General features: G+C 43.7%; 25 protein-coding genes and 1 other annotated feature. Of the genes, 21 read left to right on the top strand and 4 right to left on the bottom strand.

The annotated features are described in order from the left end of the window. Positions 1-65 precede the first annotated feature (65 nt). Both K1I43_RS02765 and K1I43_RS02760 read left to right on the top strand, forming a co-directional pair. On the top strand, positions 66-821 hold the full coding sequence (locus tag K1I43_RS02765) for an alpha/beta fold hydrolase (RefSeq protein ID WP_026011719.1): 756 nt from the start codon (positions 66-68) through the stop codon (positions 819-821). Between the two features lie 70 nt (positions 822-891). Then, entirely contained in the window at positions 892-1,599 is a 708-nt protein-coding gene (locus K1I43_RS02760; protein WP_019417881.1) for a YwiC-like family protein, read from the top strand. 18 nt (positions 1,600-1,617) lie between these two features. Here the strand turns inward: K1I43_RS02760 and K1I43_RS02755 are convergent, their stop codons facing one another. After that, the gene (locus tag K1I43_RS02755; protein ID WP_019417880.1) at positions 1,618-2,301 is read right to left on the bottom strand and encodes a Crp/Fnr family transcriptional regulator; all 684 of its coding nucleotides are present in this window, start codon (positions 2,299-2,301) and stop codon (positions 1,618-1,620) included. Positions 2,302-2,477: 176 nt separating this feature from the next. Here K1I43_RS02755 and argC point away from each other — a divergent pair, with 176 nt between their 5' ends. The 9 genes from argC (at position 2,478) to clpB (ending at position 14,762) form a co-directional block, all read left to right on the top strand. Next, positions 2,478-3,503: an N-acetyl-gamma-glutamyl-phosphate reductase gene (argC, locus tag K1I43_RS02750; protein WP_026011718.1), complete on the top strand. Its 1,026-nt coding sequence runs from the start codon at positions 2,478-2,480 to the stop codon at positions 3,501-3,503. Positions 3,504-3,517: 14 nt separating this feature from the next. Further along, positions 3,518-4,744 carry a bifunctional ornithine acetyltransferase/N-acetylglutamate synthase gene (gene argJ, locus K1I43_RS02745; RefSeq protein WP_019417878.1) on the top strand — a complete coding sequence of 409 codons (1,227 nt, stop codon included), beginning with the start codon at positions 3,518-3,520 and terminating at the stop codon, positions 4,742-4,744. Beyond that, entirely contained in the window at positions 4,725-5,516 is a 792-nt protein-coding gene (argB, locus tag K1I43_RS02740; RefSeq protein WP_049720859.1) for an acetylglutamate kinase, read from the top strand. Before argJ ends, argB begins: the two co-directional genes overlap by 20 nt. Next, a complete protein-coding gene (locus K1I43_RS02735) occupies positions 5,513-6,670 on the top strand; it encodes an acetylornithine transaminase (protein ID WP_026011717.1) in 1,158 nt (385 codons plus the stop codon). Before argB ends, K1I43_RS02735 begins: the two co-directional genes overlap by 4 nt. 49 nt (positions 6,671-6,719) lie before the next feature. Further along, the gene (locus K1I43_RS02730) at positions 6,720-7,787 is read left to right on the top strand and encodes a carbamoyl phosphate synthase small subunit (protein ID WP_019417875.1); all 1,068 of its coding nucleotides are present in this window, start codon (positions 6,720-6,722) and stop codon (positions 7,785-7,787) included. After that, the gene (locus tag K1I43_RS02725; protein ID WP_019417874.1) at positions 7,780-10,884 is read left to right on the top strand and encodes a carbamoyl-phosphate synthase (glutamine-hydrolyzing) large subunit; all 3,105 of its coding nucleotides are present in this window, start codon (positions 7,780-7,782) and stop codon (positions 10,882-10,884) included. The genes K1I43_RS02730 and K1I43_RS02725 overlap by 8 nt, the downstream gene beginning before the upstream one ends. Then, positions 10,881-11,825, top strand: a complete 945-nt coding sequence (gene argF, locus K1I43_RS02720) for an ornithine carbamoyltransferase (protein ID WP_019417873.1) — start codon at positions 10,881-10,883, stop codon at positions 11,823-11,825. The genes K1I43_RS02725 and argF overlap by 4 nt, the downstream gene beginning before the upstream one ends. Positions 11,826-11,914: 89 nt before the next feature. After that, on the top strand, positions 11,915-12,094 hold the full coding sequence (locus tag K1I43_RS02715) for a YjzC family protein (RefSeq protein ID WP_003395421.1): 180 nt from the start codon (positions 11,915-11,917) through the stop codon (positions 12,092-12,094). An 85-nt stretch (positions 12,095-12,179) separates the two neighbouring features. Then, positions 12,180-14,762 (top strand): ATP-dependent chaperone ClpB, encoded by a 2,583-nt coding sequence (clpB, locus tag K1I43_RS02710; RefSeq protein ID WP_019417872.1) that lies wholly within the window; start codon positions 12,180-12,182, stop codon positions 14,760-14,762. A 25-nt stretch (positions 14,763-14,787) separates the two neighbouring features. Here the strand turns inward: clpB and K1I43_RS02705 are convergent, their stop codons facing one another. Next, positions 14,788-14,967, bottom strand: coding sequence for a YjzD family protein (locus K1I43_RS02705; protein ID WP_009362195.1), 180 nt, complete (start codon positions 14,965-14,967; stop codon positions 14,788-14,790). 138 nt (positions 14,968-15,105) lie between these two features. On the opposite strand from K1I43_RS02705, the gene K1I43_RS02700 reads away from it, so the two are divergent. The 7 genes from K1I43_RS02700 (at position 15,106) to K1I43_RS02670 (ending at position 21,038) form a co-directional block, all read left to right on the top strand. Next, positions 15,106-15,807: an alpha/beta fold hydrolase gene (locus tag K1I43_RS02700; protein WP_019417871.1), complete on the top strand. Its 702-nt coding sequence runs from the start codon at positions 15,106-15,108 to the stop codon at positions 15,805-15,807. 84 nt (positions 15,808-15,891) lie between these two features. Further along, positions 15,892-16,851: a BMP family ABC transporter substrate-binding protein gene (locus K1I43_RS02695; RefSeq protein ID WP_272947706.1), complete on the top strand. Its 960-nt coding sequence runs from the start codon at positions 15,892-15,894 to the stop codon at positions 16,849-16,851. 107 nt (positions 16,852-16,958) lie between these two features. Beyond that, positions 16,959-17,891, top strand: a complete 933-nt coding sequence (locus tag K1I43_RS02690; RefSeq protein WP_009362191.1) for a beta-ketoacyl-ACP synthase III — start codon at positions 16,959-16,961, stop codon at positions 17,889-17,891. A 33-nt stretch (positions 17,892-17,924) separates the two neighbouring features. Next, the gene (gene fabF / locus K1I43_RS02685; RefSeq protein WP_026011715.1) at positions 17,925-19,166 is read left to right on the top strand and encodes a beta-ketoacyl-ACP synthase II; all 1,242 of its coding nucleotides are present in this window, start codon (positions 17,925-17,927) and stop codon (positions 19,164-19,166) included. Positions 19,167-19,236: 70 nt separating this feature from the next. Continuing rightward, positions 19,237-19,959: a DUF2268 domain-containing putative Zn-dependent protease gene (locus tag K1I43_RS02680; RefSeq protein ID WP_019417868.1), complete on the top strand. Its 723-nt coding sequence runs from the start codon at positions 19,237-19,239 to the stop codon at positions 19,957-19,959. A 55-nt stretch (positions 19,960-20,014) separates the two neighbouring features. Beyond that, positions 20,015-20,221 (top strand): YuzI family membrane protein, encoded by a 207-nt coding sequence (locus K1I43_RS02675; RefSeq protein WP_009362188.1) that lies wholly within the window; start codon positions 20,015-20,017, stop codon positions 20,219-20,221. Positions 20,222-20,297: 76 nt separating this feature from the next. Then, positions 20,298-21,038: a YjbA family protein gene (locus K1I43_RS02670; RefSeq protein ID WP_019417867.1), complete on the top strand. Its 741-nt coding sequence runs from the start codon at positions 20,298-20,300 to the stop codon at positions 21,036-21,038. A gap of 29 nt (positions 21,039-21,067) precedes the next feature. Here K1I43_RS02670 and trpS read toward each other — a convergent pair whose 3' ends face one another. Both trpS and K1I43_RS02660 read right to left on the bottom strand, forming a co-directional pair. Continuing rightward, positions 21,068-22,057: a tryptophan--tRNA ligase gene (gene trpS, locus K1I43_RS02665; protein ID WP_019417866.1), complete on the bottom strand. Its 990-nt coding sequence runs from the start codon at positions 22,055-22,057 to the stop codon at positions 21,068-21,070. A gap of 47 nt (positions 22,058-22,104) precedes the next feature. Further along, positions 22,105-22,331: a binding site (T-box leader), on the bottom strand. A gap of 35 nt (positions 22,332-22,366) precedes the next feature. Further along, positions 22,367-22,696, bottom strand: coding sequence for a DUF3899 domain-containing protein (locus K1I43_RS02660; protein ID WP_035064938.1), 330 nt, complete (start codon positions 22,694-22,696; stop codon positions 22,367-22,369). A 287-nt stretch (positions 22,697-22,983) separates the two neighbouring features. Here K1I43_RS02660 and K1I43_RS02655 point away from each other — a divergent pair, with 287 nt between their 5' ends. The 3 genes from K1I43_RS02655 (at position 22,984) to opp3C (ending at position 26,679) form a co-directional block, all read left to right on the top strand. Further along, positions 22,984-24,636, top strand: a complete 1,653-nt coding sequence (locus K1I43_RS02655; protein ID WP_136260259.1) for a peptide ABC transporter substrate-binding protein — start codon at positions 22,984-22,986, stop codon at positions 24,634-24,636. Positions 24,637-24,739: 103 nt separating this feature from the next. Further along, complete coding sequence (opp3b, locus tag K1I43_RS02650) at positions 24,740-25,669, top strand: oligopeptide ABC transporter permease (protein ID WP_035064943.1); 930 nt, start codon at positions 24,740-24,742, stop codon at positions 25,667-25,669. Continuing rightward, positions 25,666-26,679, top strand: a complete 1,014-nt coding sequence (gene opp3C, locus K1I43_RS02645; RefSeq protein WP_035064945.1) for an oligopeptide ABC transporter permease — start codon at positions 25,666-25,668, stop codon at positions 26,677-26,679. The genes opp3b and opp3C overlap by 4 nt, the downstream gene beginning before the upstream one ends. Positions 26,680-26,689: the final 10 nt, after the last annotated feature.

The following is a 26,689-nucleotide window of genomic DNA, read 5'->3' as shown; positions in this document are numbered from 1 at the left end:
CGTTTTTCCAAAATATTTGTCTATATGGTAAGATAATGTTAAAACATAAAATGGGAGATGAGAACATGATATCCATTATTCGTGAGTCGATCGCAAACGTTCCGTGTTTGCATGTAGTAAAAGAAGATGATAAACATCATATGCGCCCACTTGTCATTTTTATTCATGGATTTACAAGCGCAAAAGAACATAATCTTCATTTCGGCTATTTGCTTGCCGAAGCTGGATATCGCGTCGTGTTGCCGGATGCGCTTTATCATGGGGAACGGCCAAATCCGCTTTCTGACAATGAATTACATTTGTCGTTTTGGGACATTGTGTTAACGACCATTCGTGAACTAGAAGAGATAAAAAATGAACTAGTCGATCGAAAACTTGTCGATCCTCATCGCATCGGTGTCGTTGGTACATCGATGGGGGGCATCGTGACGTTTGGTGCGTTAACGCAATATGATTGGATTCGCGTCGCTGGCTCGCTTATGGGAAGCCCGTGCTATCAAACGTTTTTCGATTTGCAGTTGCAATTTGCTGAGCGAAAAGGGATGACGTTGCCGCTTTCGAATGAACAAATTGAAACGTTGCGCAACACGTTAATGACGTACGATTTATCATTGCAACCTGAAAAATTAAACGGCCGTCCGCTTTTCATTTGGCACGGAAAACAAGATGATGTCGTTCCGTTTGATTATACATACGCCTTTTACAAACAAATTGAGCCGTTTCATGAGCCGCTTATGATGCTTATCGATGAACATGCGGGACATAAAGTGACGCGCGAGGCGTTTTTACAAACGGTTCAATGGTTTGTCACACATTTATAAAAAAATGTGACAGACGTCACAAAGAAAAAAGAAGGAGGATGGTACAATCGAACAAGAAGGAGGGATGATGATGGTTATTCCAAAACAACATGGCGCTTGGGCGATGTTACTTATTCCATTTTTATTCGGAATCGATATCGGCCAAGCGACGTGGCTTCATTTGCCGCTCTTTATCGCATGGTTTTTTCTTTATTTAGCGACATATATATGGATGTTAATGATGAAAAAGCAAGCGAACGCTCGTCATAAAAAATGGTTTATTTTGTATGCATCGCTTGCGGGCGTGTTTGTTGCCATTCCGATTGCTTACAAGCCACCGCTCATGTATTTCGGTTTAGCCATGATTCCGTTTTTTATCGTAAATATGTATTTTGCGAAAAAGAAAAAAGAGCGCTCGTTTACAAACGATGTCGCTGCAATTATAAATTTTTCGATCGGTGGGCTTGGAAGTTATTACATCGGTACAGGGAACATCGATGAAAAAGCGTGGTTTTTATTTATCGCCTCTATGTTATTTTTCATTGGAAGTACATTTTACGTCAAAACGATGATTCGCGAAAAAAATAATCCTCGCTATAAGTGGGCATCATGGTTGTTTCATACGATCATCATTGTCGCATGTGTGGTAACGGGAAACGGTTGGCTTGCTCTTGCATATGTACCAAGTGTTGTGCGAGCGATTTATTTTTATGGAAAAGCGATGTCGATTAAAAAAGTAGGGATTTATGAAATTGTAAATGCTGTTTATTTTGCGCTCGTCATTATGATCGTTTATTAAGCCGACAAATGTGTCGGCTTATTTCATGTTGCATATATCAATCGGACAGCCTTCACAGCGAATTTCATCTTTTAAAAATTGCACATCGTGAATCGTGATTTTCCCTTTTTCGACAGAAATGATGCCGAGTTCTTTTAATTCTTTTAGCAGACGGCTGACGACTTCGCGTGCGCTGCCGCAAAAATTGGCGAGCTCTTGATTGGTCATTGGCGTATTAATGAAAATGCCGTCTTCTGTTTCGACACCGTAGCTGTTCGCTAAGCGAATAAGCGTCGAATACAGCGCTCCTTTTTTTCCGTGCAAAATTAAATCGCGTATTTTCGTTTGCATTCGTTGCAATTGCAAATGAACCCATTGCATAAACTGTAACGAAAACGCATGATCCGTCAACAGCTTTTCTTCAAGTTGCTGTTTGTGAATGACAGCTAACGTTCCTCCTTCCATCATTTTTGCACTTACCGTACAGACGCACGTGAATTGAAACGGAACGACCTCCCCAAACGCATCGCCTTGTTCACAAATGCGAAGCAATAGTTCGCGCCCTTCCTCCGTCGTTTTGCTTAATTGCACTTTCCCTTCACATACAATATATAGCTCGTTTGCCGTTTCTCCTTCGCGAAATATATATTCTCCTTTTTGCATATCAATCATATGGTGAGGAAGGGAAAGAAGATCGGATAAGGAGATCGGTTGAATTGTCATACACTAACCACCTTTAATTATTGTCTACTTCCATTAAAAAGAAAAATACATATTCGGTCAATAAATGAATGAGAAAAATGAAAAAAATATTTAAATATACATTTGATTTTATTTTTATGCAGTATTATAATGATAACTAAATTTATAACAATATACAGAAAGTGGGGAGCCATTTCATGAAAGTCTCCATTATCGGAGCGACAGGCTATGGGGGCATTGAGCTCATTCGCTTATTGCAACATCATCCGCACATGCGCGTCGCTTCTGTTCATTCATCTTCACAAGCAGGTGTTTCGCTGCATGACGTGTATCCGCATATGGAGGAGCGTTTCGTCTTGCGCGATATTCGAAGCGACGATACCGAAGGCGAGCTTGTGTTTTTAGCGACGCCACCCGGCGTATCGAGCGAATGGACGCCAAAATTGCTTGCGGCGGGACATAAAGTCATTGATTTATCTGGAGACTTTCGTTTGCGCGATGGAAGCGTATATGCGAAGTGGTATAAAAAAACGCCGCCAAACGAAGAAGTGCTCAAACAGGCGGTATACGGTTTAACGGAATGGAATCGCGAGCGCATTGCAAACGCTAGTTTAATCGCCAATCCCGGTTGTTATCCGACAGCGACGTTGCTCGGATTAGCGCCGCTTGTCATTCAAAAGTGGATCGTGCCTCATTCTGTCATCGTTGATGCGAAATCAGGTGTATCGGGTGCAGGACGTGGATTATCGCTTGGCGTTCATTTTGCGGAAGCGAATGAAAACGTAAAAATATATAAAGTGAATACACATCAACATATTCCAGAAATTGAACAAATGTTACGTGATTGGAACGAACAAATGGGGCCGATGACGTTTAGCACGCATTTAATCCCGATGACGCGCGGCATTATGGCGACGATATATGCCGAAGCAGCATGCATCGTATCGCTTGATAGAATCATAGAGTTATATAAAGAAACGTATAAACATTGTCCGTTCGTGCGCGTTCGGGAAGCAGGGTCTTTCCCTTGCACGAAAGACGTGTACGGTTCAAACTATTGCGATATTGGAGTCAGTTACGATGAACGAACGAATCGCATCACGGTTGTGAGCGTAATCGACAACTTAGTGAAAGGGGCGGCGGGGCAAGCCGTTCAAAACGCTAATGTCATGCTTGGATTCGAGGAACAAACCGGATTAACATCGATGCCGATGTATCCGTAAATGGGGTGGAGAAGATGAAGTTGATCGAAGAAAAAGTGAAATATGTCGCAGATGGAACGATTGTCACACCAAAAGGATTTCAAGCTGCTGGTGTGCATGCAGGGTTACGCTATACGAAAAAAGATTTAGGGGTGATCGTTTGCGACGTGCCGGCATCGTGTGCGGCCGTTTATACGCAAAACGTGTTTCAAGCGGCACCGCTTCAAGTGACGAAACAAAGCATTGCGGTCGAACAAAAGCTTCAAGCAGTCATTGTCAATAGTGCATATGCGAACGCATGTACAGGGGAACAAGGATTAAAAGACGCATACGAAATGCGAAAGTTGTGCGTGGAAGTGTTTGGGCTTCCAGAACATCTCGTTGCTGTTGCATCGACAGGAGTGATCGGTGAATGTTTACCGATGGAAAACATTCGTGCAGGCATTCCGAAATTGAAACCGACGGCACAATTAGATGGAGCGGTTGATTTTCAAACAGCGATTTTAACAACGGATCTCGTCATGAAAAAAACGTGTTATGAAACGGTCATAGACGGTCAAGTCGTGACGGTCGCAGGAGCGGCAAAAGGATCGGGAATGATTCATCCAAATATGGCGACGATGCTTGCTTTTATTACGACGGATGCAAACGTCCCATCAGACGTGTTGCAAGATGCGCTTCGTTCCATTACAAACGTGTCATTTAATCAAATTACAGTCGATGGAGAAACGTCAACGAACGATATGGTCATTGTCATGGCGAGCGGATTAGCAGGCAACGAGCCGCTTTCCCCGCAACATCCAGATTGGGCAAACTTTTATGAAGCGCTCCGTCAAACGTGCGAACATTTAGCGAAACAAATTGCTCGCGATGGAGAAGGGGCTACGAAATTAATTGAAGCGCGCGTCAAAGGAGCGCGAACGGACGAAGAAGCAAAATGGGCAGCGAAACATATTGTCGGTTCCAACTTAGTGAAAACAGCGGTATACGGAGCGGATGCAAACTGGGGCCGCATTATTGGAGCGGTTGGACATAGCGGAGCATGGATAAACCCAGATTGCGTCGACGTATGGATCGGATCGATTCAAATGTTAAAACAAAGTCAACCGGTGCCGTTTTCGGAAGAAGAAGCGAAAGCCGCTTTAATGGAAGATGTCGTGGTGATTACAGTCGATTTGCATGTCGGCAATGGAGAAGGAGTGGCGTGGGGCTGTGATTTAACGTACGACTACATTAAAATTAATGCAAGCTATCGCACGTAAGGAGGGGATTCATGTGATTGTGATCAAATGTGGCGGCAGCGTGCTTCATGAGTTATCCCCATCGTTTTTTACGAGCGTCCAACAATTAAGAAACAGCGGTCTTGATGTTGTCATCGTGCATGGCGGAGGACCGGATATTGGACAGTTGTTACATGCGCTTCACATTCCGTCTGAATTTGTAAACGGATTGCGAAAAACGACAAAAGACGTGCTAGACGTTGTCGAAATGGTGTTAAACGGAAAAGTGAACAAAACGCTCGTCTCGCTGTTGCAAGCAAACGATATTCGTGCCGTTGGTTTGTCCGGTGTGGATGATCGCTTGTTACAAGCGAAACCAATCGACGTGCAGACGCTCGGTTATGTAGGAGAAGTCGTACACGTTCATGCGAATCTCGTCCATACGTTGCTGCGTCAAGGATACGTTCCTGTTATCGCACCGATCGGAATGGATGAGCATGGCCAGACGTATAACATTAACGCAGATACAGCGGCGGCGGCGATTGCACAGGCGCTTTCGGCTGACAAACTCGTTTTTGTGACAGACGTCGCAGGCATTTTAAACGGCGGAGAAGTTGTCAAAGAAGCAACCGCTCATATGATTGAAGCGATGATCGCAAATGGAACGATTTCAGGAGGAATGATTCCGAAAGTGAAAGCTGCTCTTCGTGCGCTCAAATCGGTCAACGAAGTCGCTATTGTAAGTGGAAAAGTTCCATTTTATAAAGAAGGAACGTGGCACGGAACGATGATGAAGAAAGAGGTGTACGTATGATTTTTCCAACGTATCAACGGTTTCCGATTACGGTTGCCAAAGCGGAAGGGACGAAACTGATTGCAACAGACGGAACACAATATCTCGATTTTGTCGCAGGCATTGCGGTATGTAATCTCGGCCATCGCCATCCGGCTGTACAGCGGGCGCTTGAGGCGCAGCTAAATGAAGTATGGCACGTGTCTAATTTATTTCATCTCCCCATTCAAGAAGAAGTCGCTTCTCTTCTTGTGCAACATTCCGTTGGCGATGCGGTGTTTTTTTGCAATAGCGGAGCGGAAGCGAACGAGGCGGCGATCAAGCTTGCGCGCAAACATACGGGACGTTCTAAAATCATTACGTGCGAACAGTCGTTTCACGGCCGAACGTTTGCGACGATGTCAGCGACCGGGCAAGCGAAAATTCACGACGGATTTGGCCCGTTGGTGCCGACGTTTACGTACGTGCCGTTTAATGATATCGCTGCGCTACAACGAGAAATGGATGAAACGGTGGCAGCTGTCATGGTTGAAGTCGTGCAAGGCGAAGGCGGTGTGGTTGTCGGAGAAAAGTCATTTTTACAGGCAGCCGAACAGCTTTGCGAAACGTACGGAGCATTGTTAATCGTCGATGAAGTGCAAACGGGCATCGGTCGAACAGGAACGTTGTTTGCGTATGAGCAGTTCGATCTTTCCCCTGATATCATTACCGTCGCAAAAGGATTAGGAAGCGGTTTTCCTGTCGGGGCGATGATCGGAAAGAAACATGTCGTACCGACGTTTAGCACCGGAGTGCACGGATCAACGTTCGGCGGAAACGCTTTGGCGATGGCGGCGGCGAAAGCGACGCTTCACGTTGTGACACAACCGTCATTTTTACAGGAAGTACGAGAAAAAGGGGCATATTTTAAACAAAAATTAGCCGAACAGCTAAAAGGTGTTCAAATGGTGCAAGAGGTGCGCGGTTTAGGGCTCATGATTGGCATCGCATGCAGTGAACCAGTTGCAAATATATTGCCGCATATTCATGAGCGTGGGCTTCTTGCTTTAGCAGCGGGGCCGAACGTCATTCGCTTATTGCCACCGCTCATCGTTACGAAAGAGGAGCTTGACGAAGCGATTCATATATTACAAGAAGCGTTAACGTCGTATGAACGCGATTTTTTATACGTATAAATGAATAAAAATTCCTTTTGTTTAATAAACATTCGTTTGGGGTGTGAACATGGAGGCGTATTTACATTTGCAAAACGGCAAAACGTTTGTCGGGAAATTGGAAACGGCATGGACGGGAGATATTGCGGGAGAAGTCGTCTTTTTTACAGGAATGACAGGGTATCAAGAAGTGTTAACAGATCCGTCGTACAAAAATCAAATCATCGTATTTACGTATCCTCTTATTGGAAACTACGGAATTAACGAAGTCGATTTTGAAAGCAAACAGCCGCATGTGAAGGCAGTGATCGTTTACGAGGCGGAGGAGACAGGGTTTCATTACGAAGCGACGTACAGTTTAAAACAATATTTGCAAAAATGGAACGTTCCGCTTCTTACACATGTCGATACGCGGGCGGTTGTGAAACAAATTCGTGAACACGGGGCGATGCCTGCTATCATTTCAGCGAGTCGGGAGGCGGTCGTACAAGTGGAAGAACAAGCGCCCGTGCCGCTTGTGAGCACAGCGGACATCCAAACGTACGGAAACGGTCATATGCACGTTGTTTTGTTTGATTTCGGATATAAAAAATCGATCGTTCATTCGTTAATGGCGTACGGATGTCGCGTCACGGTCGTTCCGTACGATACGACGTTACAGACGGTCGAACAACTGGATCCAGACGGAGTATTGTTATCGAACGGACCGGGAGACCCGAAACAATTGTCCCGTTATTTGCCAAATATTTTAGCGGTGATCGAACGGTATCCAACGCTTGCGATTTGTCTTGGGCATCAGCTCGTTTCGCTCGCTTACGGCGGGGATACGGAAAAATTGCCGTTTGGGCATCGCGGAGCGAATCAACCAGTATATGATGCGAAAAAGAAAAAAGTGTTTATGACTTCGCAAAACCACGGCTATGTTGTGAAGGCGGAAAGTTTAGCACATACGCCGCTTTCCGTTCGTTTTATTAACGTCAATGACGGTTCGGTGGAAGGGGTCGCCCATGAAACGAAGCCGATTTTATGCGTGCAATATCATCCGGAAGCGCATCCTGGACCAAACGATACGCAATTTATTTTTGCTGAATTTGTTGACATGATGAAAGCAGCGAGAAAGGAGAAAGTATATGCCTAAAGATTCAACGCTTCGTTCGATTCTTGTGATCGGTTCTGGTCCGATCGTCATCGGGCAAGCGGCAGAGTTTGACTATTCGGGAACGCAAGGTTGCTTAGCATTAAAAGAAGAAGGATATCGCGTCATTTTAGCAAACAACAATCCAGCGACAATTATGACGGATGAAGTACATGCGGATGCAGTATATTTTGAGCCACTGACGGTAGAAAGCATGGAAAAAATTATCGCAAAAGAGCGACCCGATGGGCTATTAGCGACGCTTGGTGGACAAACGGGACTCAATTTAGCGTTCGCTTTACATGAACAAGGCATTTTACAAAAGTATAACGTCCGCTTGCTCGGTACACCGATTGAATCTATTCAACGCGGTGAAGACCGTGAAGCGTTTCGGGCGTTAATGTATGAATTAAACGAGCCGGTGCCAGAAAGCGAAATTGTGACGACAGTTGAAGAAGCGGTACAATTTGCAAAACAAATCGGGTTTCCGATCATCGTTCGCCCGGCATATACGCTCGGGGGAACAGGTGGCGGCATCGCACAGACGATGGAGGAGCTTGTCGACATCGTCACAAAAGGATTGCAAGAAAGCCCGATTACACAATGTTTAGTGGAACGGAGTGTCGCGGGATTTAAAGAAATTGAGTATGAAGTGATGCGCGACCATACGAATACGTGCATTACGATTTGTAATATGGAAAATATTGATCCGGTCGGCATTCATACGGGCGACTCGATCGTCGTTGCGCCGTCGCAAACGTTGACGGATGTCGAATATCATATGTTGCGTTCAGCGGCCATTAAAATTATTTCGGCGCTCGGTGTTGTCGGAGGATGCAACATTCAATTTGCGCTCGATCCAAAAAGTAAAAAGTATTATTTAATTGAAGTGAATCCGCGCGTGAGCCGCTCCTCTGCCCTCGCATCCAAAGCGACGGGTTATCCGATTGCAAGAATGGCGGCAAAATTAGCGGTCGGTTATACGCTTTCGGAACTAGTGAATCCAGTGACAGGACATACGTATGCGAGCTTTGAACCTGCACTCGATTATGTCGTCGTGAAATTCCCGCGCTTTCCGTTTGACAAATTTCCGTTTGCCGATCGTCGTCTCGGCACGCAAATGAAAGCGACAGGAGAAGTGATGGCGATCGACCGTAATTTCGAGCGAGCGTTACAAAAGGCGCTCCATTCGCTTGAGCTAGATCATATCGGTTTATATTCACCAGCGCTTGCGAAACAGTCGACAAAGGTGTTAGTAGACATCGTCAAAGCGGGAGACGATCGCCGCTTTTTCGCGATACTCGAGCTGCTTCGCCGCGGTATAGCGACAGAACAAATATATGAATGGACGAAAATCGACTTATATTTTTTAACTCGTTTCGCTCAGCTCATCGCACTTGAACAACAAGCAAAAGAAACGACGCTTCATTCGATTGATGAACAAACGTTTCGCATGCTAAAAGAAAAAGGATTTTCTGATGCATATTTAGCTTATATATGGAACGTTGATGAAAAAGATGTGCGTCAAAAAAGAAAAGCATACGGCATTGTTCCAGCCTATAAAATGGTCGATACGTGCGCAGCTGAATTTTCAGCTAAAACATCGTATTATTATTCAACATATTTTGGCGAAAGTGAAATACAGACGAGCGATCAGCCGAAAATGCTTATTCTCGGCTCAGGTCCGATTCGCATTGGGCAAGGGGTTGAATTTGATTATAGCTCTGTTCATTGCGTATACGCTTTGCAGCAAGCAGGATATGAAGCCATTTTAATGAACAATAACCCAGAAACCGTCAGCACCGACTTTACAGTGGCCGATCGTTTATATTTTGAGCCACTCACGGTAGAAGATGTGTTAAATGTCGTGGAAGCTGAAAACGTCGAAGCGGTCATCGTGCAGTTTGGCGGCCAAACGGCCATTAACTTAGCGAACAAGCTTGAATCGTACGGCGTGTCAATCATCGGCATGAATAGCGAGATCATTGACCAACTAGAAGATCGGGAACGTTTTTATGCGCTTCTTCAGTCGCTTGACATTCCACATGTGAAAGGAACGACGGCAAACGACGAAGCGGAATTAATGGAAAAAGTGAAACATATCGGTTATCCGCTTTTGCTTCGTCCATCGTATGTCATTGGCGGACGTGGAATGCATATCGTTTATGATGAACAACAGCTTGCTTCACTTATAAAACAAGAAATGGTGTATCCGGTGTTAATCGATGAATATGTGCGCGCAAAAGAAGGGGAACTTGATGCGATTTGTGACGGACGTGATGTGTTCGTTCCGACAATCATTGAACATGTCGAAAAAACAGGCGTCCATTCTGGGGATAGTTATGCATGGTTGCCTGCTCAATCGTTTACGGAAGAAGAAAAAGCGAAAATGATCGATTATACGAAGCGGATCACAAATAAGCTTCATTTTAAAGGATTAATGAACGTGCAGTTTATTGTGCGAGATGGGGATGTGTACGTATTAGAAGTTAATCCGCGCGCAAGCCGCACCGTTCCAATCGTAAGTAAAGTGGCAGGTGTGCCGATGGTTCAACTCGCAACAAACGTATTGCTTGGGAAATATTTGTCGGAAGACGTCAAACAATCGGTTTCTATTCCGTATGTTGTCTTAAAGTATCCCGTGTTTTCGACATATAAATTGCCGGGTGTCGATCCGCTTGTCGGTCCGGAAATGAAATCCACTGGAGAAGGGATTAGCATCGCAAAAACGGTGCAAGAAGCGGCATATAAAGCATTTTATCCATATATCGTAAAGAAAAAAGAAGCGTATGAAATATATGTTGATGCACGAGACGAGGCGAAAGCGTTGAGCGAGCAAGCGAAACAACAAGGGGTAACGATCGTCACAGATGAACCGTTCGAACAATGGGTGGCGAAAAAAGAAGCGCTCGCATTTGTTAGTTTCATGCGTGATGAACAAAGTGCATGGCGAAGAAAGCAAGCGCTCGCTCGACATGTGCTCGTGTTGACGGAAGAAGAAACCGCGCATTTGTTTTTCCAAGCGTGGTCGACAAAACATTTTTCCGTTTGTTCCATTCAAGATTGGTTAAAAAATTTACGTGAAGTGGTGAGAAAATGAATATGACAGCAACGATTCAGTTAAAAGGAAAAGATTTTTTAACGTTAGCGGACTATTCGAAGGAAGAAATTGAGTATTTGCTTCATTTGGCGCTTGAATTAAAAGAAAAGCAACAAAACGGCGAACGATACACGCCGCTAAGTGGCAAAACGCTCGCGATGATTTTTGAAAAGCCGTCAACGAGAACGCGCGTCTCATTTGAAGTTGGCATGGTTCAATTAGGGGGGCATGCGCTTCATTTAAGTAGCCGCGATTTGCAAATTGGACGTGGAGAAACGATTGCGGATACGGCGCGCGTATTATCGGAATATGTGGATGGGATTATGATTCGCACATTCGAGCATGAAAAAGTAGAGGAGCTTGCTCATTATGCAACGATTCCTGTCATTAATGGGTTAACGGATGATGACCATCCGTGCCAAGCGCTTGCTGATTTATTAACGATTTATGAAGTGAAAGGAAAACTTCAAGGGCTAAAGCTTGCCTACATCGGCGACGGAAACAATATGGCGCATGCGTTAATGCTTGCGGCGGCAAAAGTCGGCATGCATTGTGCGGTCGCTTCACCGAAAGGATATGAGCCGAAAGAAGCGGTTGTCAACGAAGCGAAAAACATTGCAAGCGAAAGCGGTGCAACGATCGTTGTAACAAACGATCCGTATGAAGCGATTGTCGATGCAGACGTTGTATACACAGACGTATGGGCAAGCATGGGGCAAGAGGCGGAAGCGGACGAACGGATGCACATCTTTGCGCCGTTTCAAGTAAATGAAACGCTCGTTCAACAAGCGAAAAGCGATTTTATGTTTTTACATTGCTTGCCTGCTCACCGCGGCGAAGAAGTGACAGAAGGTGTCATTGATGGCGTGCGTTCGTACATTTTCCAACAAGCCGGAAACCGCCTTCATGCACAAAAAGCATTGCTCGTTTCGTTGCTGTAGCATTTGGATGTCGATCCGTTATTTCTCATCATCGTTTTGAAACAAGACGGGCATATTATGAAATGATCAGACGATGAGGAGGAATACGGATGGGACAAAGTAGACATTTTCGCCCCGGACAAAAAGCGCCAAACAACGGGATATATATTGAAATTGGCGAGACAGGGGATCAAGTGAAAAATCCGAAAAAATTAAAACTAAAAGCAGGTGACCGTTTCCCTGAAACGTCGAATCATAATCGGATATGGACGTACTTTCCAAAACCGTAAGCCATCCTTGCATAAGGGTGGCTTTCTCGTTATAATACGTAATAGATAAAGGTCAAAAAAAGTCAAAGTCAAAGGGGTGAGCGAGATGAATATGCAACAAATGACGGAAAAAGTGCAAGAGGCGTTCATGCAAGCGCAATCGTTAGCAGTAGAGAAGCAACATCAGGAAGTGGACGTTGAACACGTTTGTGTCGCGCTTTTACAACAAGAAGATGGGCTTGCAAGGCGCATTTATGAAAAAATGTCTATTCCTGTTTCCCATTTGTTAGATGAATGGAACAAACAGCTCAACAAAAAACCGCAAGTCATTTCTAGTTCGCAGGCCGGAAAAATATATGTCACGAGCCGTTTGCAACAATGGCTTGTTCGAGCGGAACAAGAAGCGAAACAAATGAAAGATGAATATATATCCGTTGAACACTTGTTGCTTGCGCTCATTGACGACAAAGAAGCGAAACATATATTGTCGCGCTATCGAATTGATCGAGAGAAACTATTACAAACGATTATGGACATAAGGGGGAATCAACGCGTGGTTAGTCCAAATCCGGAAGCGACATATGAAGCACTGCAAAAATACGGTCGCGATTTAGTAGCGGAAGTGAAAGCAGGAAAAATTGATCCAGTCATCGGCCGCGATAGCGAAATTCGCCGCGTCATTCGCATTTTATCGCGCAAGACGAAAAACAATCCGGTTTTAATTGGAGAGCCGGGCGTTGGAAAAACAGCGATCGTTGAAGGGCTCGCCCAACGTATCGTGCGTAAAGACGTGCCAGAGGGGTTAAAAGATAAAACGATTTTTGCGCTAGATATGAGTGCGCTTATTGCAGGGGCAAAGTTTCGCGGAGAGTTTGAGGAGCGGTTAAAAGCAGTATTAAACGAAGTAAAGAAAAGCGAAGGGCGCATCATTTTATTTATTGATGAACTGCATACGATTGTCGGCGCTGGACGGACGGATGGGGCGCTTGATGCTGGGAATATGTTAAAACCGATGCTTGCGCGCGGAGAATTGCATTGTATTGGAGCAACGACGCTTGATGAATATCGTCAATATATTGAAAAAGACCCTGCGCTCGAACGCCGTTTCCAACAAGTGCTCGTAGAAGAGCCGACAGTTGAAGATACGATTTCGATTTTGCGCGGCTTAAAAGAGCGATTTGAAATTCATCACGGCGTGAACATTCATGACGGTGCGCTCGTTGCGGCGGCGACGTTGTCGGATCGTTACATTTCTGATCGCTTTTTGCCGGATAAAGCAATTGATCTCGTTGACGAAGCGTGTGCGATGATTCGAACGGAAATCGATTCGATGCCGACAGAGTTAGATGAAGTGATGCGAAAAATGATGCAGCTTGAAATTGAAGAAGCGGCGTTGAAAAAAGAGCAAGATGAAGCGAGCAAACAGCGCTTGCAATCGTTATCGCAAGAGCTCGCGAATTTGCGCGAAAAAGCAAATGCGATGAAAGCACAATGGGAAAAAGAAAAGGAAGCGATTCAACAAGTGCGTGCGTTGCGTGAGCAGTTAGAAAAAGCGAAGCGCGAGTTAGAAGAAGCGGAAAACAATTACGATTTAAATAAAGCGGCAGAATTGCGCCACGGACGCATTCCGCAACTTGAAAAACAATTAAAACAGCTAGAAGAAACAGAAAAAGAGCGACGGTTGTTGCGCGAAGAAGTAACGGAGGAAGAAATCGCGACAATCGTGTCAAAATGGACGGGCATTCCGGTGACAAAACTTGTTGAAGGCGAACGAGAAAAGTTGTTGCGCTTAACGGACATTTTACATGAGCGCGTCATCGGACAAGACGAGGCGGTACAATTCGTGAGCGATGCGGTGTTGCGCGCACGCGCTGGCATGAAAGATCCGAATCGTCCGATCGGCTCATTTCTTTTCCTCGGTCCGACAGGTGTCGGAAAAACAGAACTGGCGAAGGCGTTAGCGGAAGCGCTTTTCGATAGCGAAGAACAAATGATTCGCATCGACATGTCAGAATATATGGAAAAACATGCAGTTTCTCGTTTAATCGGCGCGCCTCCGGGATATGTTGGCTACGAAGAAGGGGGACAGTTGACGGAGGCGGTGCGCAGAAAGCCGTATGCGGTCATTTTGCTTGATGAAATCGAAAAAGCGCATCCGGAAGTGTTTAACATTTTACTACAAATGTTAGACGACGGTCGCATGACGGATTCGCAAGGAAGAACGGTCGATTTTAAAAATACAGTCGTCATTATGACGTCAAATATTGGCTCGCATACGTTGTTAGAAGCGATCGATGCGCATGGAGACATAAGCGAAGAAGCGCGCGAACAAGTGTTGAAACAATTGCGGGCGCATTTTAGACCAGAGTTTTTAAACCGAGTAGACGACATTGTCCTATTTAAACCGTTAACCGCACGCGAAGTGAAAAGCATTGTGGATAAGTTTATGAAACAATTAGAGGAGCGACTTGCGGAACGACATATGACGATTACGTTAACGGACGAAGCGAAGACGTACATTGCGACACATGGGTTTGACCATGTGTACGGCGCTCGCCCGCTCAAACGGTTTATTCAAAAACATATTGAAACGAAGCTTGCGCGTGAAATCATTGCGGGACGTATTGGAGACTACGACACCGTCACGATTGATATCGAAGGCGACGAATTGGTCGTAAAAAAAGGATAAACGGACGTATGCCGTTTATCCTTTTTTAATGATGCACAGGTTCGTTCGGAATGAGTTGTGCAATCAATAAAATGAGAACGGTTGCAACGACTGCTAATGTTGTGCCTGTTTCGAAATGGTACGCCACGCCGATCATCGAGCTCACGACGTATGTCACCATGTTTACTAATAAAAACGTCCAGAAAAACGTCCAAAAAATACGCATGCCATTCCCTCCTTTACACTCTTTTTTATCTTAACATAAATGGTGAAGAGACGAAAACGAAAAATTGCAACGCCTAGTACACGAAAAAGAAAATCGCATACGATATATTGTACAATGATGTGCTTAAGGTGGACGATTATGACAGAGAAGCAACGATTTTTCCAATTCAGCGAGCAATGGTGTGCGATTCATGTCCCAGACCGACCGAACGGATTTGCCTTACTTCTTTTAGGAGACGTATCCCACTTCGTCGATGACAAAACGAGCTTATGGATGCAACATATTGGGAAAAACAAGTTGTTAAACGATTTATTACAACATGGCTATACGATTTTTTACTCACATTTGTACGGCGCCAATTGGGGAAGTCAAAAAGCGGTCAAACTAGCCAAACAGCTGATGCATTATGTGTTAAAAACGGAAATTTTAAATGAGCGCATTTATGTGTTAGCAGAAGGAATGGGGGCGCTTGTCGCCTTGCAGTTGATGAACGATTTACGCGATCAAATACGTGCGATTGCGCTATTAAATCCTTGTTTGCATTTACAGGCACAACTGCAATATGAAAAAGAGCATAAATTTTTTTATAAACGGTTCATGCGTCAATTAAAGCAAGCGTACGGAACAACAGAAGAGGAATTGGATCTCCCTCCGCTTTATGCTCCAACCGTACCGATGAAAATTTGGCAAGTGTCAGGAGTAAATCCATATCCTCCAACGATTCATGCAAGAGCGTATGCACAAGCGTTTGGCGTCCCCGTTTCATATCATTTGCCTGAAAAAACATATACGTTTGCGCAAGCCGTTCACGCGTTTTATGAACAATATAACGATGTATAGTCCCCATACACATGGGGATTTTTTCTTTACCGATCAGAAAGAAAGCAAGTAAAATAAAAAATGAGACGGAAAAAGGAGTGTTGCATGTTGATGTGGCGATATACATATTTCATTTTTGCACTACTTTTTATTTTATCTGCTTGCGCTCCTGCCCAATTATCATCGGGAAATGTACAAAAAGTCGGTTTGCTCGTTTCGGATACGATTGATGATCAAGTGTGGGGAACGAAAGGGTATAAAGGATTGCTTCGCATTCAAGCGAAGTTTGATGCGGAAGTGTTTTATCGCGAAGGGGTAAATTCAAAAGCAGCGACGGCACATGCGGTAAAACAATTTCACCAAAAAGGCGTTACCTTAATTTTTGGTCATGGAAGCGAGTATGGCGAGTATTTCGATGAGATCGCAGATCAATATCCGAATATTCATTTTGTGTTTTTTAACGGAGAGGCGAAAAAGAAAAATGTAACGAGCTTCAATTTCGCTGGGCATGCGATGGGGTTTTTTGGCGGCATGGTAGCGGGGCATATGACGAAAACGAAGAAAATTGGCGTCATTGCCGCATTTGAATGGCAGCCGGAAGTGGACGGCTTTTTCGAAGGGGTGTTATATGAGAACGGAAATGCTCACGTCGACGTACAATATGTACAACATTGGGATGACGTCGATACGGCCATGGCCATTACCGAACGAATGATTGCTGAAGGGGTGGATGTCGTATATCCGGCCGGCGATAAATTTAGCGTACCAGTGATTGGAAAAATGAAGGAACACGGTCTTTATGCGATTGGTTACGTAACGGATCAAGCAGATTTAGGGGAACGAACGGTACTAACGAGCACCGTCCAACATGTCGATGCGCTATATGAACTTGTTGCGAAAAAATTTATCGATGGGGAGCTAACGTCTGGAACGACATATGTTGATTTTCAAGACGGTGTCGTCGAACTCGGAACGTTTAGCCCGCTTGTCGATGAGCCTTTCCAACAAAAAATAACAAAAGCAATTAAACGATATAAAGCAACAGGAAAATTGCCGAATGAGTAAATGAGGTGTCGAGTAAACGCCTCATTTTTTTATTGCATGAAATGAAAAAAGAAAGTAAAATTAGTACCAAGTAATAAAGTTTGATAATAAAAGGAGACGATATTTCCGTGAGTGCAGGAATTATTGGAATTGGACGATATTTGCCGGAACGTATTGTGACGAATAAAGAATTAGAACAACGAATGGATACGTCAGATGAATGGATTCGGACGCGCACAGGGATTGAAGAGCGGCGCATTGCCTCAAATGATATGGATACGTCCGATATGGGTTATATCGCAGCAAAGCGCGCTCTTGATGATGCGGGCATTTCTCCGGAACAAATTGATCTCATTTTAGTGGCGACGGTGACGCCGGATCGCGCTTTTCCATCTGTCGCATGTATGTTGCAAGAAAAGCTTGGAGCGGTACATGCAGCGGCGCTTGACGTAAGCGCAGCATGTGCAGGGTTTATGTATGCGATGGTAACCGCGAAACAATTTATTGAAACGAATACGTACAAATACGTGCTTGTCGTTGGTGTAGAGAAATTATCAAAAATCGTCGATTGGAGCGATCGAAATACGGCGGTGTTGTTTGGAGACGGCGCAGGAGCTGTCGTGATGGGAGAAGTTTCAGAAGGGCGTGGCATCGTATCGTTTGAACTTGGGGCAGACGGTACAGGTGGAAAATATTTATATCAAGACGATTATGTGGTCATGAACGGACGGGAAGTGTTTAAGTTTGCGGTGCGCCAAATGGGCGAGTCATGCATTCGTGTATTAGAAAAAGCAGGATTGACGAAAGCGGACGTCGATTTTTTAATTCCGCATCAAGCGAACATTCGCATTATGGAGGCGGCACGCGAACGGCTCGAACTTCCTGTTGATCGCATGTCGATTACAGTAAATAAATACGGAAATACATCCGCTGCTTCCATTCCGATTTCACTTGTAGAAGAAGTGGAAGCCGGACGCATTCAAGATGATGACCTTATCATTATGGTTGGCTTTGGCGGTGGATTAACGTGGGGCGCTATTGCATTGCGCTGGGGCAAATAACGATGGTATGATGAAACAAAGGAGTGATGAGTGGTGAAAAAAAGACGAGTCGTCGTCACGGGATTAGGGGCTGTCACACCGTTAGGAAATGATGTTGAAACGACATGGAAAAACATCGTTGCTGGACAATCCGGCATCGGTCCGCTCACACGGTTAAACGCGGACGATTTTCCTGCGAAAGTAGCAGCGGAAGTAAAAGATTTTCAAGTGGAACAATTTATCGATAAAAAAGAAGCGCGCAAAATGGACCGATTTACGCAATATGCGGTCGCCGCTTCCATGATGGCAGTAAAAGATGCCGATTTACAAATTACGGAAGAAAACGCACCGCGCGTTGGCGTCTGGATTGGTTCGGGCATCGGCGGGATGGAAACGTACGAAGAACAGCTGAAAACGTTTTTAGAAAAAGGATATCGTCGTGTCAGCCCGTTTTTCGTTCCGATGATGATTCCGGATATGGCGGCCGGGCAAGTGTCGATTATGCTTGGGGCAAAAGGAATAAACTCATGTACGGTCACCGCTTGTGCGACAGGAACGAACTCGATTGGCGATGCGTTTAAAGTCATTGAGCGTGGCGATGCCGATGTGATGATTACAGGCGGAACAGAAGCGCCAATTACACATATGGCATTTGCCGGATTTAGCGCAGCGAAAGCGCTCTCGTTTAATCCCGACCCAAAAACAGCGTGTCGTCCATTTGATCAACATCGCGACGGATTTATTATGGGCGAAGGGGCTGGCATTATTATTTTAGAAGAACTAGAACATGCGTTAAAACGCGGTGCGCGCATTTATGCTGAAATTGTGGGCTACGGTGCGACAGGCGATGCGTATCATATTACCGCTCCAGCACCTGGCGGAGAAGGCGGTGTGCGTGCGATGCGTCAAGCGCTTCATGATGCAAATATGCAACCAGAGGACATCGATTACATTAACGCGCACGGCACGAGCACAGAGTATAACGATAAATATGAAACGATGGCGATTAAAGAAGTATTTGGCGAACACGCATACAAACTAGCTGTCAGCTCGACGAAATCGATGACGGGACATTTGCTTGGCGCAGCAGGTGCTGTTGAAGCGATTTTCTCTATTTTATCGATTCACGACGGCGTCATTCCGCCAACGATTAATTACGAAACACCCGATCCAGAATGCGACTTAGATTACGTGCCGAACGTGGCACGCAAACAACATGTGCGTGCGGTATTAAGCAACTCGCTCGGCTTTGGTGGACATAATGCAACGATTATTTTCAAAAAATATGAAGGATGAGGTTCGCCTCATCCTTTTTCACATTTTCCTTTCGTTTATCGTACAATGCGATAACGAAAGGAGGAGTGTCATGGGAGTGGTAAATACGAAAGATTGGTTTGTCGATGATCGATGGCGAAAAAAAATAAAAGAAGATGTGCAACGCCATTTATTTGCGCACGGCATGGCTCGGCGCAACCAACATGATACGATGAAACAGCTCGCACAAAAAAACGTATGGGCGTTTGTCGCCAAAAAGTTCACAGAACTCCAAAAAGAGTGGGATGGCCCAGATGTGCCTGTATTTATTTTCCCTGCTGATGCCACAAACCGTTCTCTACAACATGAATTTGGTGGAAAATCAGGTGTCGCTTTTCGCGATCAACTATTTTTATTTTTGCTTCCTCACGTATCGAACGAACATATTTATGCCCTTCTTATTCACGAATATAACCACGTTTGTCGTTTACATGCTGATCCGAAAGACGAGCGCGACTATACGCTTCTTGATCGCATCGTGATGGAAGGATTAGCAGAACATGCGGTGAAGGAGCGACTCGGAAGCGAATATGTCGCAACATGGACGACATATTATACAGAAGAACAACTAAAGCAATGGATGAAAAAATGGATGATTCCAAACCTCTCTACTCGGCCAGACGATGCTCGTTACCGCGCGCTTTTATACGGTTCAGCATTTTATCCGCGCATGCTTGGTTATGCGGTCGGATATATGGTCGTCAAGCGAGCGCTAGAAAAAAAGACGATGATGGAGCTACTTTCAATGAAATCAGAAGAAATTTTTTTTATGTAACGCATCGTTTGCATGCTTGTTCATACATATAGTAGTGGACAAGGGGGACTGGCGAATGCGTTTCTTTTTTTATTTGCTTGGGTTTGGGATGTCGGTCATTGGTGGGACGACGATGATTGCGTATTTAAATATTATGGCATCACGTTCAGATTGGAAAGAATATCTCGTGTTTATTAGCACAAAAGTGGAATGTTACTTTTTGCCGATCGGTTTGTTTATGACGTGGTTAAGCATTTATTTTCCGTCTCATGATGATGGTTAAATTTAGGGTGAAATGGAATAAAATGAACGACCTCTGACCATACTGTGAACAAATCGTTCGAAGTGAGGGGTTATGCATGTTATATCTTCACGATGTTTGGGTGAATTGGTTTGAAGGGGAAGAAAACGGGTATAACGTTTGCCACTTTTATGAGTGGAGAAAAGATGATGCGATTGAGCTGTTAGATCAAGTGCCTGTATTAAAAGTGAGCCCACAACTGTTTCATTACTTAGAAAATAGTTTGTCGGAAATTCCGAAGCTGCTGCTTGAAGATGTATATCAAAAAGCGTACGTGCGCAAAAATCATGAGCGCATCCAGCTTGATTATTGTTTTATTGCGACAGATGGTTGTGGCATTGTGGCAATTGATACGATTGGCTATCATATTCCGATTCGAAAAAGCCGGCTCATTCCACGCCAAGAACAGCTCGTTTATGAGATGGTCAAAGAACAAGATGTGCGCATATATCCATTTCAACAAAGTGAAAAAGAATATCATATTTTATCGCCGCATCCTGCATTGATGAGCGGATTAACGCGCAAAGAGCGGCAATTGAAGCAACTATTATTTATGGCGCTTGACCAGTTGTACGGAACGAAAAATGTCGCTGAAGTGCGCTATTGGTACACCGAATGGGCGCCAGAAAAGTATGCATACATTCAACAAATGTCGTTTGAAGAAGCGTGGAACGGTTTGTATGAAGAAGCGAAATACGGATGGTCAGAGCGGCACGTTCATTTATGCGAACGGCTCGTCAAAGGACAACCGTTTTTTGAGAAACTATGGGAAATGGAACAAGAGCCGAAAGTGAATTAAAAAACTCAGCCCGCGTGGAGCTGAGTTTTTTATCGTCTTTTTCTTCCTAAACCGATGGCGTTTTCCATTTTCTTTAACATTTTACTTGCGACGCGGTTTGCTTTTTCGGCTCCTTCGTCTAAAATGTCATCTAGTTTCGAGCTTTCCATGAGCTCGTAATATTTTTCTTGAATTGGCGTTAATGCGTCAATAATAACTTGAGCGACATCGGCTTTAAACTCCCCGTACCCTTTTCCAGCATATCGTTCTTCTAATCGCTCGATCGGTTCGTTTGCTAAAATGGAGTAAATCGTTAATAAGTTCGATACGCCTGGTTTATTTTCTTTATCATAGCGAATGACGCCTTCTGAGTCTGTGACGGCGCTTTTTACTTTTTTCTCGATCGTTTTCGCATCATCAAGCAACGTAATGTACGATTTTTGGTTCGGATCGGATTTGCTCATTTTTTTCGTCGGGTCAGTGAGCGACATAATGCGGGCGCCGATTTTTGGAATGCGCGCTTCTGGGATCGTGAAAATGTCCCCATATCGTTTATTAAATCGCTCCGCTAAATCGCGCGTGAGCTCAATATGTTGTTTTTGATCTTCACCGACAGGAACGATGTCTGTCGAGTAAAGTAAAATGTCGGCTGCCATAAGTGGCGGATACGTTAACAACCCAGCGCTTACGGCTTCTTTTCCAGCAGATTTATCTTTAAACTGCGTCATGCGCTCTAATTCACCAATGTAGGCGATGCATTGTAAAATCCAGCCCGCTTGCGCATGCGCAGGCACTTCGGACTGAATAAATAAAGTTGATTTGTTCGGATCAATGCCGACCGCTAAATAAAAGGCAGCTAAGCTGCGAATGTTTTTCCGAAGCGCTAGCCGATCTTGCGGAACGGTAATCGCATGTTGATCGACGATACAAAAATAGCAGTTATAATTGTCTTGTAGTTCAACAAATTGTTTCATCGCTCCAATATAGTTGCCGAGCGTAATAACACCGCTTGGTTGAATACCTGAAAAAATCGTCTTCATCGAATCACTCCTTTTCATTTTTTAACAATAAAAAAAGTCCTATCATCTTTAGGGACGATAGAACCGTGGTGCCACCCTAGTTATTGTCGTTGCGACAATCACTTTGCCCATGCGTATGCATGGCGCCTTTGTAACGTAAGGCAAACGTTCAAGCCTACTTTTTTTCAACTTGAATGCTCGAAAGCCCATTCCATACAACTAGCGGCTTGTTCGCACCGTCCACAAGCTCTCTGAACGCCTCGTTATATGTACTATTCTTTGTCATCGCATCGGTTTTTTAAAACATTATATGGTGTACGTGTTTCATTGTCAACGGACGTACGAGAAAATGAGTGTAAGCAATGTGACGATCAGTCCCGAGAAAAAGAGCGGTGCTCCCCACTGTTTTTTTGTTTCATCATCGTCTTCGTCATCTATGTAGTCACGTTCAACAGGAGAACGAAACAACCGTTTAAAACTAGAAATTGTCATATCGAAAAAACCTTTTTCATATATGAACCGAAATCCGCCAATAATAACAAGAGGTTGGGCGATGTAAAAAGAAATATTAATAAATGTGAGCCACCAATTGCTCGAAAAAAGTGCAACCGTTAGCGCAATGAAAAATACGAGAAAGCTTGTCACGACTGCTTTTTTCATTATTCATCCACCTTTCGCGCTTAATCGCTGTGAAGTATTATACTAAAAAAAGTGTAAATTTTCTATTTACAAACGAATAAAAAACAAATAAAATAGTCATCAAGCTGATTTTATCCGACTTGTTAACAAACCTAACATTTCTTTAAAATGTTAGAAAATTTAAAAAAAATTTTTAAAAAAATCTTTTCAAGTATATTAATTCATTATATAATGTCCTTGTGTTTCAAATCTTCTGATAAATCAGAAGATGGAAATAAATACAATAAACAGATGAGGGGGAAATCCGCATGAAGAAAAAGTTATCAATCTTTTTCGTTCTTCTTCTCGTTGCTTCCATGGTGCTAGCAGCGTGTGGCGGCAAAAAAGAAGAAGACAAGGCTGCCAATGAAGGCGAAAAGCCAGCTCAAGAAGCTCCAGCAAAAGAGCAAGTATTAAACTTGCTTGAAACGTCAGAAATTCCTTCATTGGATTCTACGTTAGCGACTGACAGCGTGTCATTCCGCGTCATGAACAACGTATTTGAAGGATTATACCGTTTAGACCAAAACAACGAGCCTACGCCAGGAATGGCTGAAAGCTATGAAGTAAGCGAAGATGGAAAAGTATACACATTCAAGCTTCGCGATGCGAAATGGTCAAATGGTGATGCTGTGACGGCAAACGATTTCGTATATGCTTGGAGAAAAGCGCTTGATCCAAACACAGGTGCTGAGTATGCGTACATTATGTACGACATTAAAAACGCTGAAGAAGTGAACACAGGAAAAGTACCTGTTGACCAATTAGGCGTAAAAGCAATTGACGAAAAAACGTTACAAGTTGAATTGAAAAACCCAATTCCATATTTCTTAAGCTTATTAGCGTTCCCAACATTCTATCCACAAAACGAAAAATTTGTGAAAGAACAAGGGGACAAATACGGTCTTGAAGCAAACACAACAATTTACAACGGTCCGTTCGTATTAAGCGAGTGGAAACATGAGCAAAGCTTCCAATTAAAGAAAAACGAACAATATTGGGATGCACAAACTGTAAAACTTGAAACAATTAACTTCAACATCGTAAAAGATGTTGCGACTGGCGTAAACTTGTATGAAACAAACAAAGCAGACCGCGTTGGTTTAAGTGCGGAGTTTGTTGACAAATATAAGAGCGACAAAAACTTTAAAACAAAATCAGAGCCTGTATTGTTCTTCATTCGTATGAACCAAAAGAACGAAGTGTTGAAAAACGTAAACGCTCGTAAAGCAATCGCAATGGGCTTTGATAAAGAAGCAATGGTTGCGACAATCTTAAATAACGGTTCAAAAGCAGCAAACTACTTCGTTCCAGAAGGATTTGTTACAGGTCCGAACGGAAAAGATTTCCGTGAAGAAAATGGTGACTTAGTGAAATTTAACGCTGAAGAAGCGAAAAAATATTGGGAACAAGCGAAAAAAGAGCTTGGCAAAGACAAAGTGACGCTTGAGTTGTTAAACTACGACAATGAAAGTGCGAAGAAAATTGGTGAGTTCTTAAAAGAGCAACTTGAAACAAACTTACCAGGCTTAACAGTGAACATTAAGCAACAACCATTTAAGCAAAAACTTGATCTTGAAAGCAAAATGCAATATGAATTATCGTTTGCTGGTTGGGGTCCAGACTATCAAGACCCAATGACATTCATTGACATGTTTGTCACAAACGGTGCACACAACCAAACTGGTTGGTCAAATGCTGAGTACGACAAACTTGTACAAGATGCGAAAACAACGCTTCTTTCTGACTTACAAGCTCGTTGGGATGCGATGGTAAAAGCTGAGAAAATGTTGTTAGATGAGGCGGTTATCGCGCCAATGTACCAACGTGGTGCAGCGTACTTAGAGCGTGAATACGTGAAAGGTATCGTTGATCATCCATTCGGTCCAGACAACAGCTACAAGTGGGCTTATATCGAGTAATCGAAAAGAAAGGAGAGTATATGTGCGACAAGCGTATACTCTCCTTTTGCCTGCTAGTCAAAAAAATTCAAAAAGTTTTTAATTTTGTAAGGAGGTGTGCAATATGGCACGATATACGTTACAACGGCTTATTTATATGTTGATTACACTATTCATTATCGCGACAGCCACGTTCTTTTTAATGAAGCTTCTCCCAGGTTCCCCTCTTCAAAATCAAGAGAAGCTATCACCAGAACAACAAAAAATCATTTTGGAAAAGTACGGTTTGAACGATCCCGTTCCTGTGCAATACGTTCGTTATTTAGGCAACTTAGCCAAAGGAGATTTAGGCGTTTCTTTCCAATATGATAATCGTCCAGTCACACAACTAATTGGTGATCGCATTGGTCCATCTGCACAACTTGGGTTTCAAGCGCTTGTACTCGGAACAATTGTCGGTATTTTGCTCGGTGTGATTGCGGCTGTTCGTCATAATACAGCGATTGACTATGGAGCAACGGTGTTAGCGGTTTTAGGTATTTCTATTCCATCATTTGTATTCGGTGGACTATTACAATATTATGTTGGTGTAAAATTGAAACTACTCCCTGTTGCGTTTTGGGACGGTTTTGAGTATACGATCATGCCAACGTTAGCGTTATCGGTATTCGTTATCGCGAGCATTGCGCGCTTTATGCGTACAGAAATGTTAGAAGTGCTCGGTTCGGATTATATTTTAACAGCGCGTGCAAAAGGAATTAGCGGCTTCGGCGTCATTTTTAAACACGGATTGCGAAACGCAATGATTCCAATTATTACAATTCTTGGTCCGATGGCTGTCAACTTAATGACAGGAACGCTTGTGATTGAGCAAATTTTCGCCGTTCCTGGATTAGGGGAGCAGTTCGTTCGTTCCATTAACTTAAATGACTATCCGGTCATTATGGGTACGACGATTTTCTATAGTGCGTTATTTATTTTTGTGATTTTCATTGTGGACATTCTTTATGGCTTAATTGATCCGCGAATTCGTTTAGCGGGAGGGAAAAAATGATGACAGAAAAGCAATTATCTCCTGAATTGTTTGAGCTAGCGACAGAACGTCAAGGCGATATGGAAAAAATTAATCGTCCAAGCTTAACGTTTTTACAAGACGCTTGGATTCGATTAAGAAAAAATAAAGGTGCTGTGTTCGGATTAATCATGATTATTGTCATTACATTGATGGCTATTTTTGCACCGATCATGAGTGATCGTACGTACAAACAGCAAAATTTACAACATGCGAAATTACCACCGCGCATTCCGGTGTTAGAACATATTGATTGGCTTCCGTTTAACGGAAAAGATATGAACGGCATTGATGTGTACGAAAAACGTGGGGTAAAAGAATATTATTGGTTCGGTACAGACGACCTCGGTCGCGACTTATGGACGCGGACATGGTATGGTGCTCGCATTTCGTTATACATCGGTGTATTAGCAGCAACGATTGACTTATTAATTGGAATTATTTACGGTGGCGTTTCAGGATTTTACGGCGGTCGCGTCGATAACGTCATGCAGCGCATTATTGAAGTGCTCGTTGGTATTCCAAACTTAATTGTTGTCATCTTATTTATTCTCGTATTTGAGCCGGGAATTATTTCAATTACGATGGCGATGGTCATTACCGGTTGGGTCACGATGGCACGTATTGTGCGTGGACAAATTTTAAAGCTAAAAAATATGGAATACGTTTTAGCCGCACGCACGCTTGGAGCATCTGATGCACGTATTATCGGAAAACATTTGCTTCCAAACGTCGTTGGACCGATTATTATTACGACGATGTTTACGATTCCGAGTGCGATTTTCACAGAGGCGTTTTTAAGTTTTATTGGACTCGGTATTCGTCCTCCTGAAGCGTCGCTCGGTTCACTCGTCAACGATGGGTATAAATCGATCCAAACGTTCCCGCATTTAATGATGATTCCAGCGTTTGTGATCAGCTTGCTCATTTTAAGCTTTAACTTATTGGCAGACGGTTTGCGCGATGCGCTTGATCCGAAAATGCGTAAATAACGAATGAAAG

Origin of the sequence: Anoxybacillus sp. ST70 (genome assembly GCF_019553625.1) — a bacterium.
Taxonomy (GTDB): Bacteria; Bacillota; Bacilli; order Bacillales; family Anoxybacillaceae; genus Anoxybacillus; species Anoxybacillus gonensis.
This window is presented reverse-complemented; position numbering and strand designations above follow the sequence as displayed.

Coding starts and splice junctions, on each gene's coding strand:
- K1I43_RS02765 (WP_026011719.1), top strand. CDS start 66: ATGATATCCATTATTCGTGAGTCGATCGCAAACGTTCCGTGTTTGCAT.
- K1I43_RS02760 (WP_019417881.1), top strand. CDS start 892: ATGGTTATTCCAAAACAACATGGCGCTTGGGCGATGTTACTTATTCCA.
- K1I43_RS02755 (WP_019417880.1), bottom strand. CDS start 2,301: ATGACAATTCAACCGATCTCCTTATCCGATCTTCTTTCCCTTCCTCAC.
- argC (WP_026011718.1), top strand. CDS start 2,478: ATGAAAGTCTCCATTATCGGAGCGACAGGCTATGGGGGCATTGAGCTC.
- argJ (WP_019417878.1), top strand. CDS start 3,518: ATGAAGTTGATCGAAGAAAAAGTGAAATATGTCGCAGATGGAACGATT.
- argB (WP_049720859.1), top strand. CDS start 4,725: ATGCAAGCTATCGCACGTAAGGAGGGGATTCATGTGATTGTGATCAAA.
- K1I43_RS02735 (WP_026011717.1), top strand. CDS start 5,513: ATGATTTTTCCAACGTATCAACGGTTTCCGATTACGGTTGCCAAAGCG.
- K1I43_RS02730 (WP_019417875.1), top strand. CDS start 6,720: ATGGAGGCGTATTTACATTTGCAAAACGGCAAAACGTTTGTCGGGAAA.
- K1I43_RS02725 (WP_019417874.1), top strand. CDS start 7,780: ATGCCTAAAGATTCAACGCTTCGTTCGATTCTTGTGATCGGTTCTGGT.
- argF (WP_019417873.1), top strand. CDS start 10,881: ATGAATATGACAGCAACGATTCAGTTAAAAGGAAAAGATTTTTTAACG.
- K1I43_RS02715 (WP_003395421.1), top strand. CDS start 11,915: ATGGGACAAAGTAGACATTTTCGCCCCGGACAAAAAGCGCCAAACAAC.
- clpB (WP_019417872.1), top strand. CDS start 12,180: ATGAATATGCAACAAATGACGGAAAAAGTGCAAGAGGCGTTCATGCAA.
- K1I43_RS02705 (WP_009362195.1), bottom strand. CDS start 14,967: ATGCGTATTTTTTGGACGTTTTTCTGGACGTTTTTATTAGTAAACATG.
- K1I43_RS02700 (WP_019417871.1), top strand. CDS start 15,106: ATGACAGAGAAGCAACGATTTTTCCAATTCAGCGAGCAATGGTGTGCG.
- K1I43_RS02695 (WP_272947706.1), top strand. CDS start 15,892: ATGTTGATGTGGCGATATACATATTTCATTTTTGCACTACTTTTTATT.
- K1I43_RS02680 (WP_019417868.1), top strand. CDS start 19,237: ATGGGAGTGGTAAATACGAAAGATTGGTTTGTCGATGATCGATGGCGA.
- K1I43_RS02675 (WP_009362188.1), top strand. CDS start 20,015: ATGCGTTTCTTTTTTTATTTGCTTGGGTTTGGGATGTCGGTCATTGGT.
- K1I43_RS02670 (WP_019417867.1), top strand. CDS start 20,298: ATGTTATATCTTCACGATGTTTGGGTGAATTGGTTTGAAGGGGAAGAA.
- trpS (WP_019417866.1), bottom strand. CDS start 22,057: ATGAAGACGATTTTTTCAGGTATTCAACCAAGCGGTGTTATTACGCTC.
- K1I43_RS02660 (WP_035064938.1), bottom strand. CDS start 22,696: ATGAAAAAAGCAGTCGTGACAAGCTTTCTCGTATTTTTCATTGCGCTA.
- K1I43_RS02655 (WP_136260259.1), top strand. CDS start 22,984: ATGAAGAAAAAGTTATCAATCTTTTTCGTTCTTCTTCTCGTTGCTTCC.
- opp3b (WP_035064943.1), top strand. CDS start 24,740: ATGGCACGATATACGTTACAACGGCTTATTTATATGTTGATTACACTA.
- opp3C (WP_035064945.1), top strand. CDS start 25,666: ATGATGACAGAAAAGCAATTATCTCCTGAATTGTTTGAGCTAGCGACA.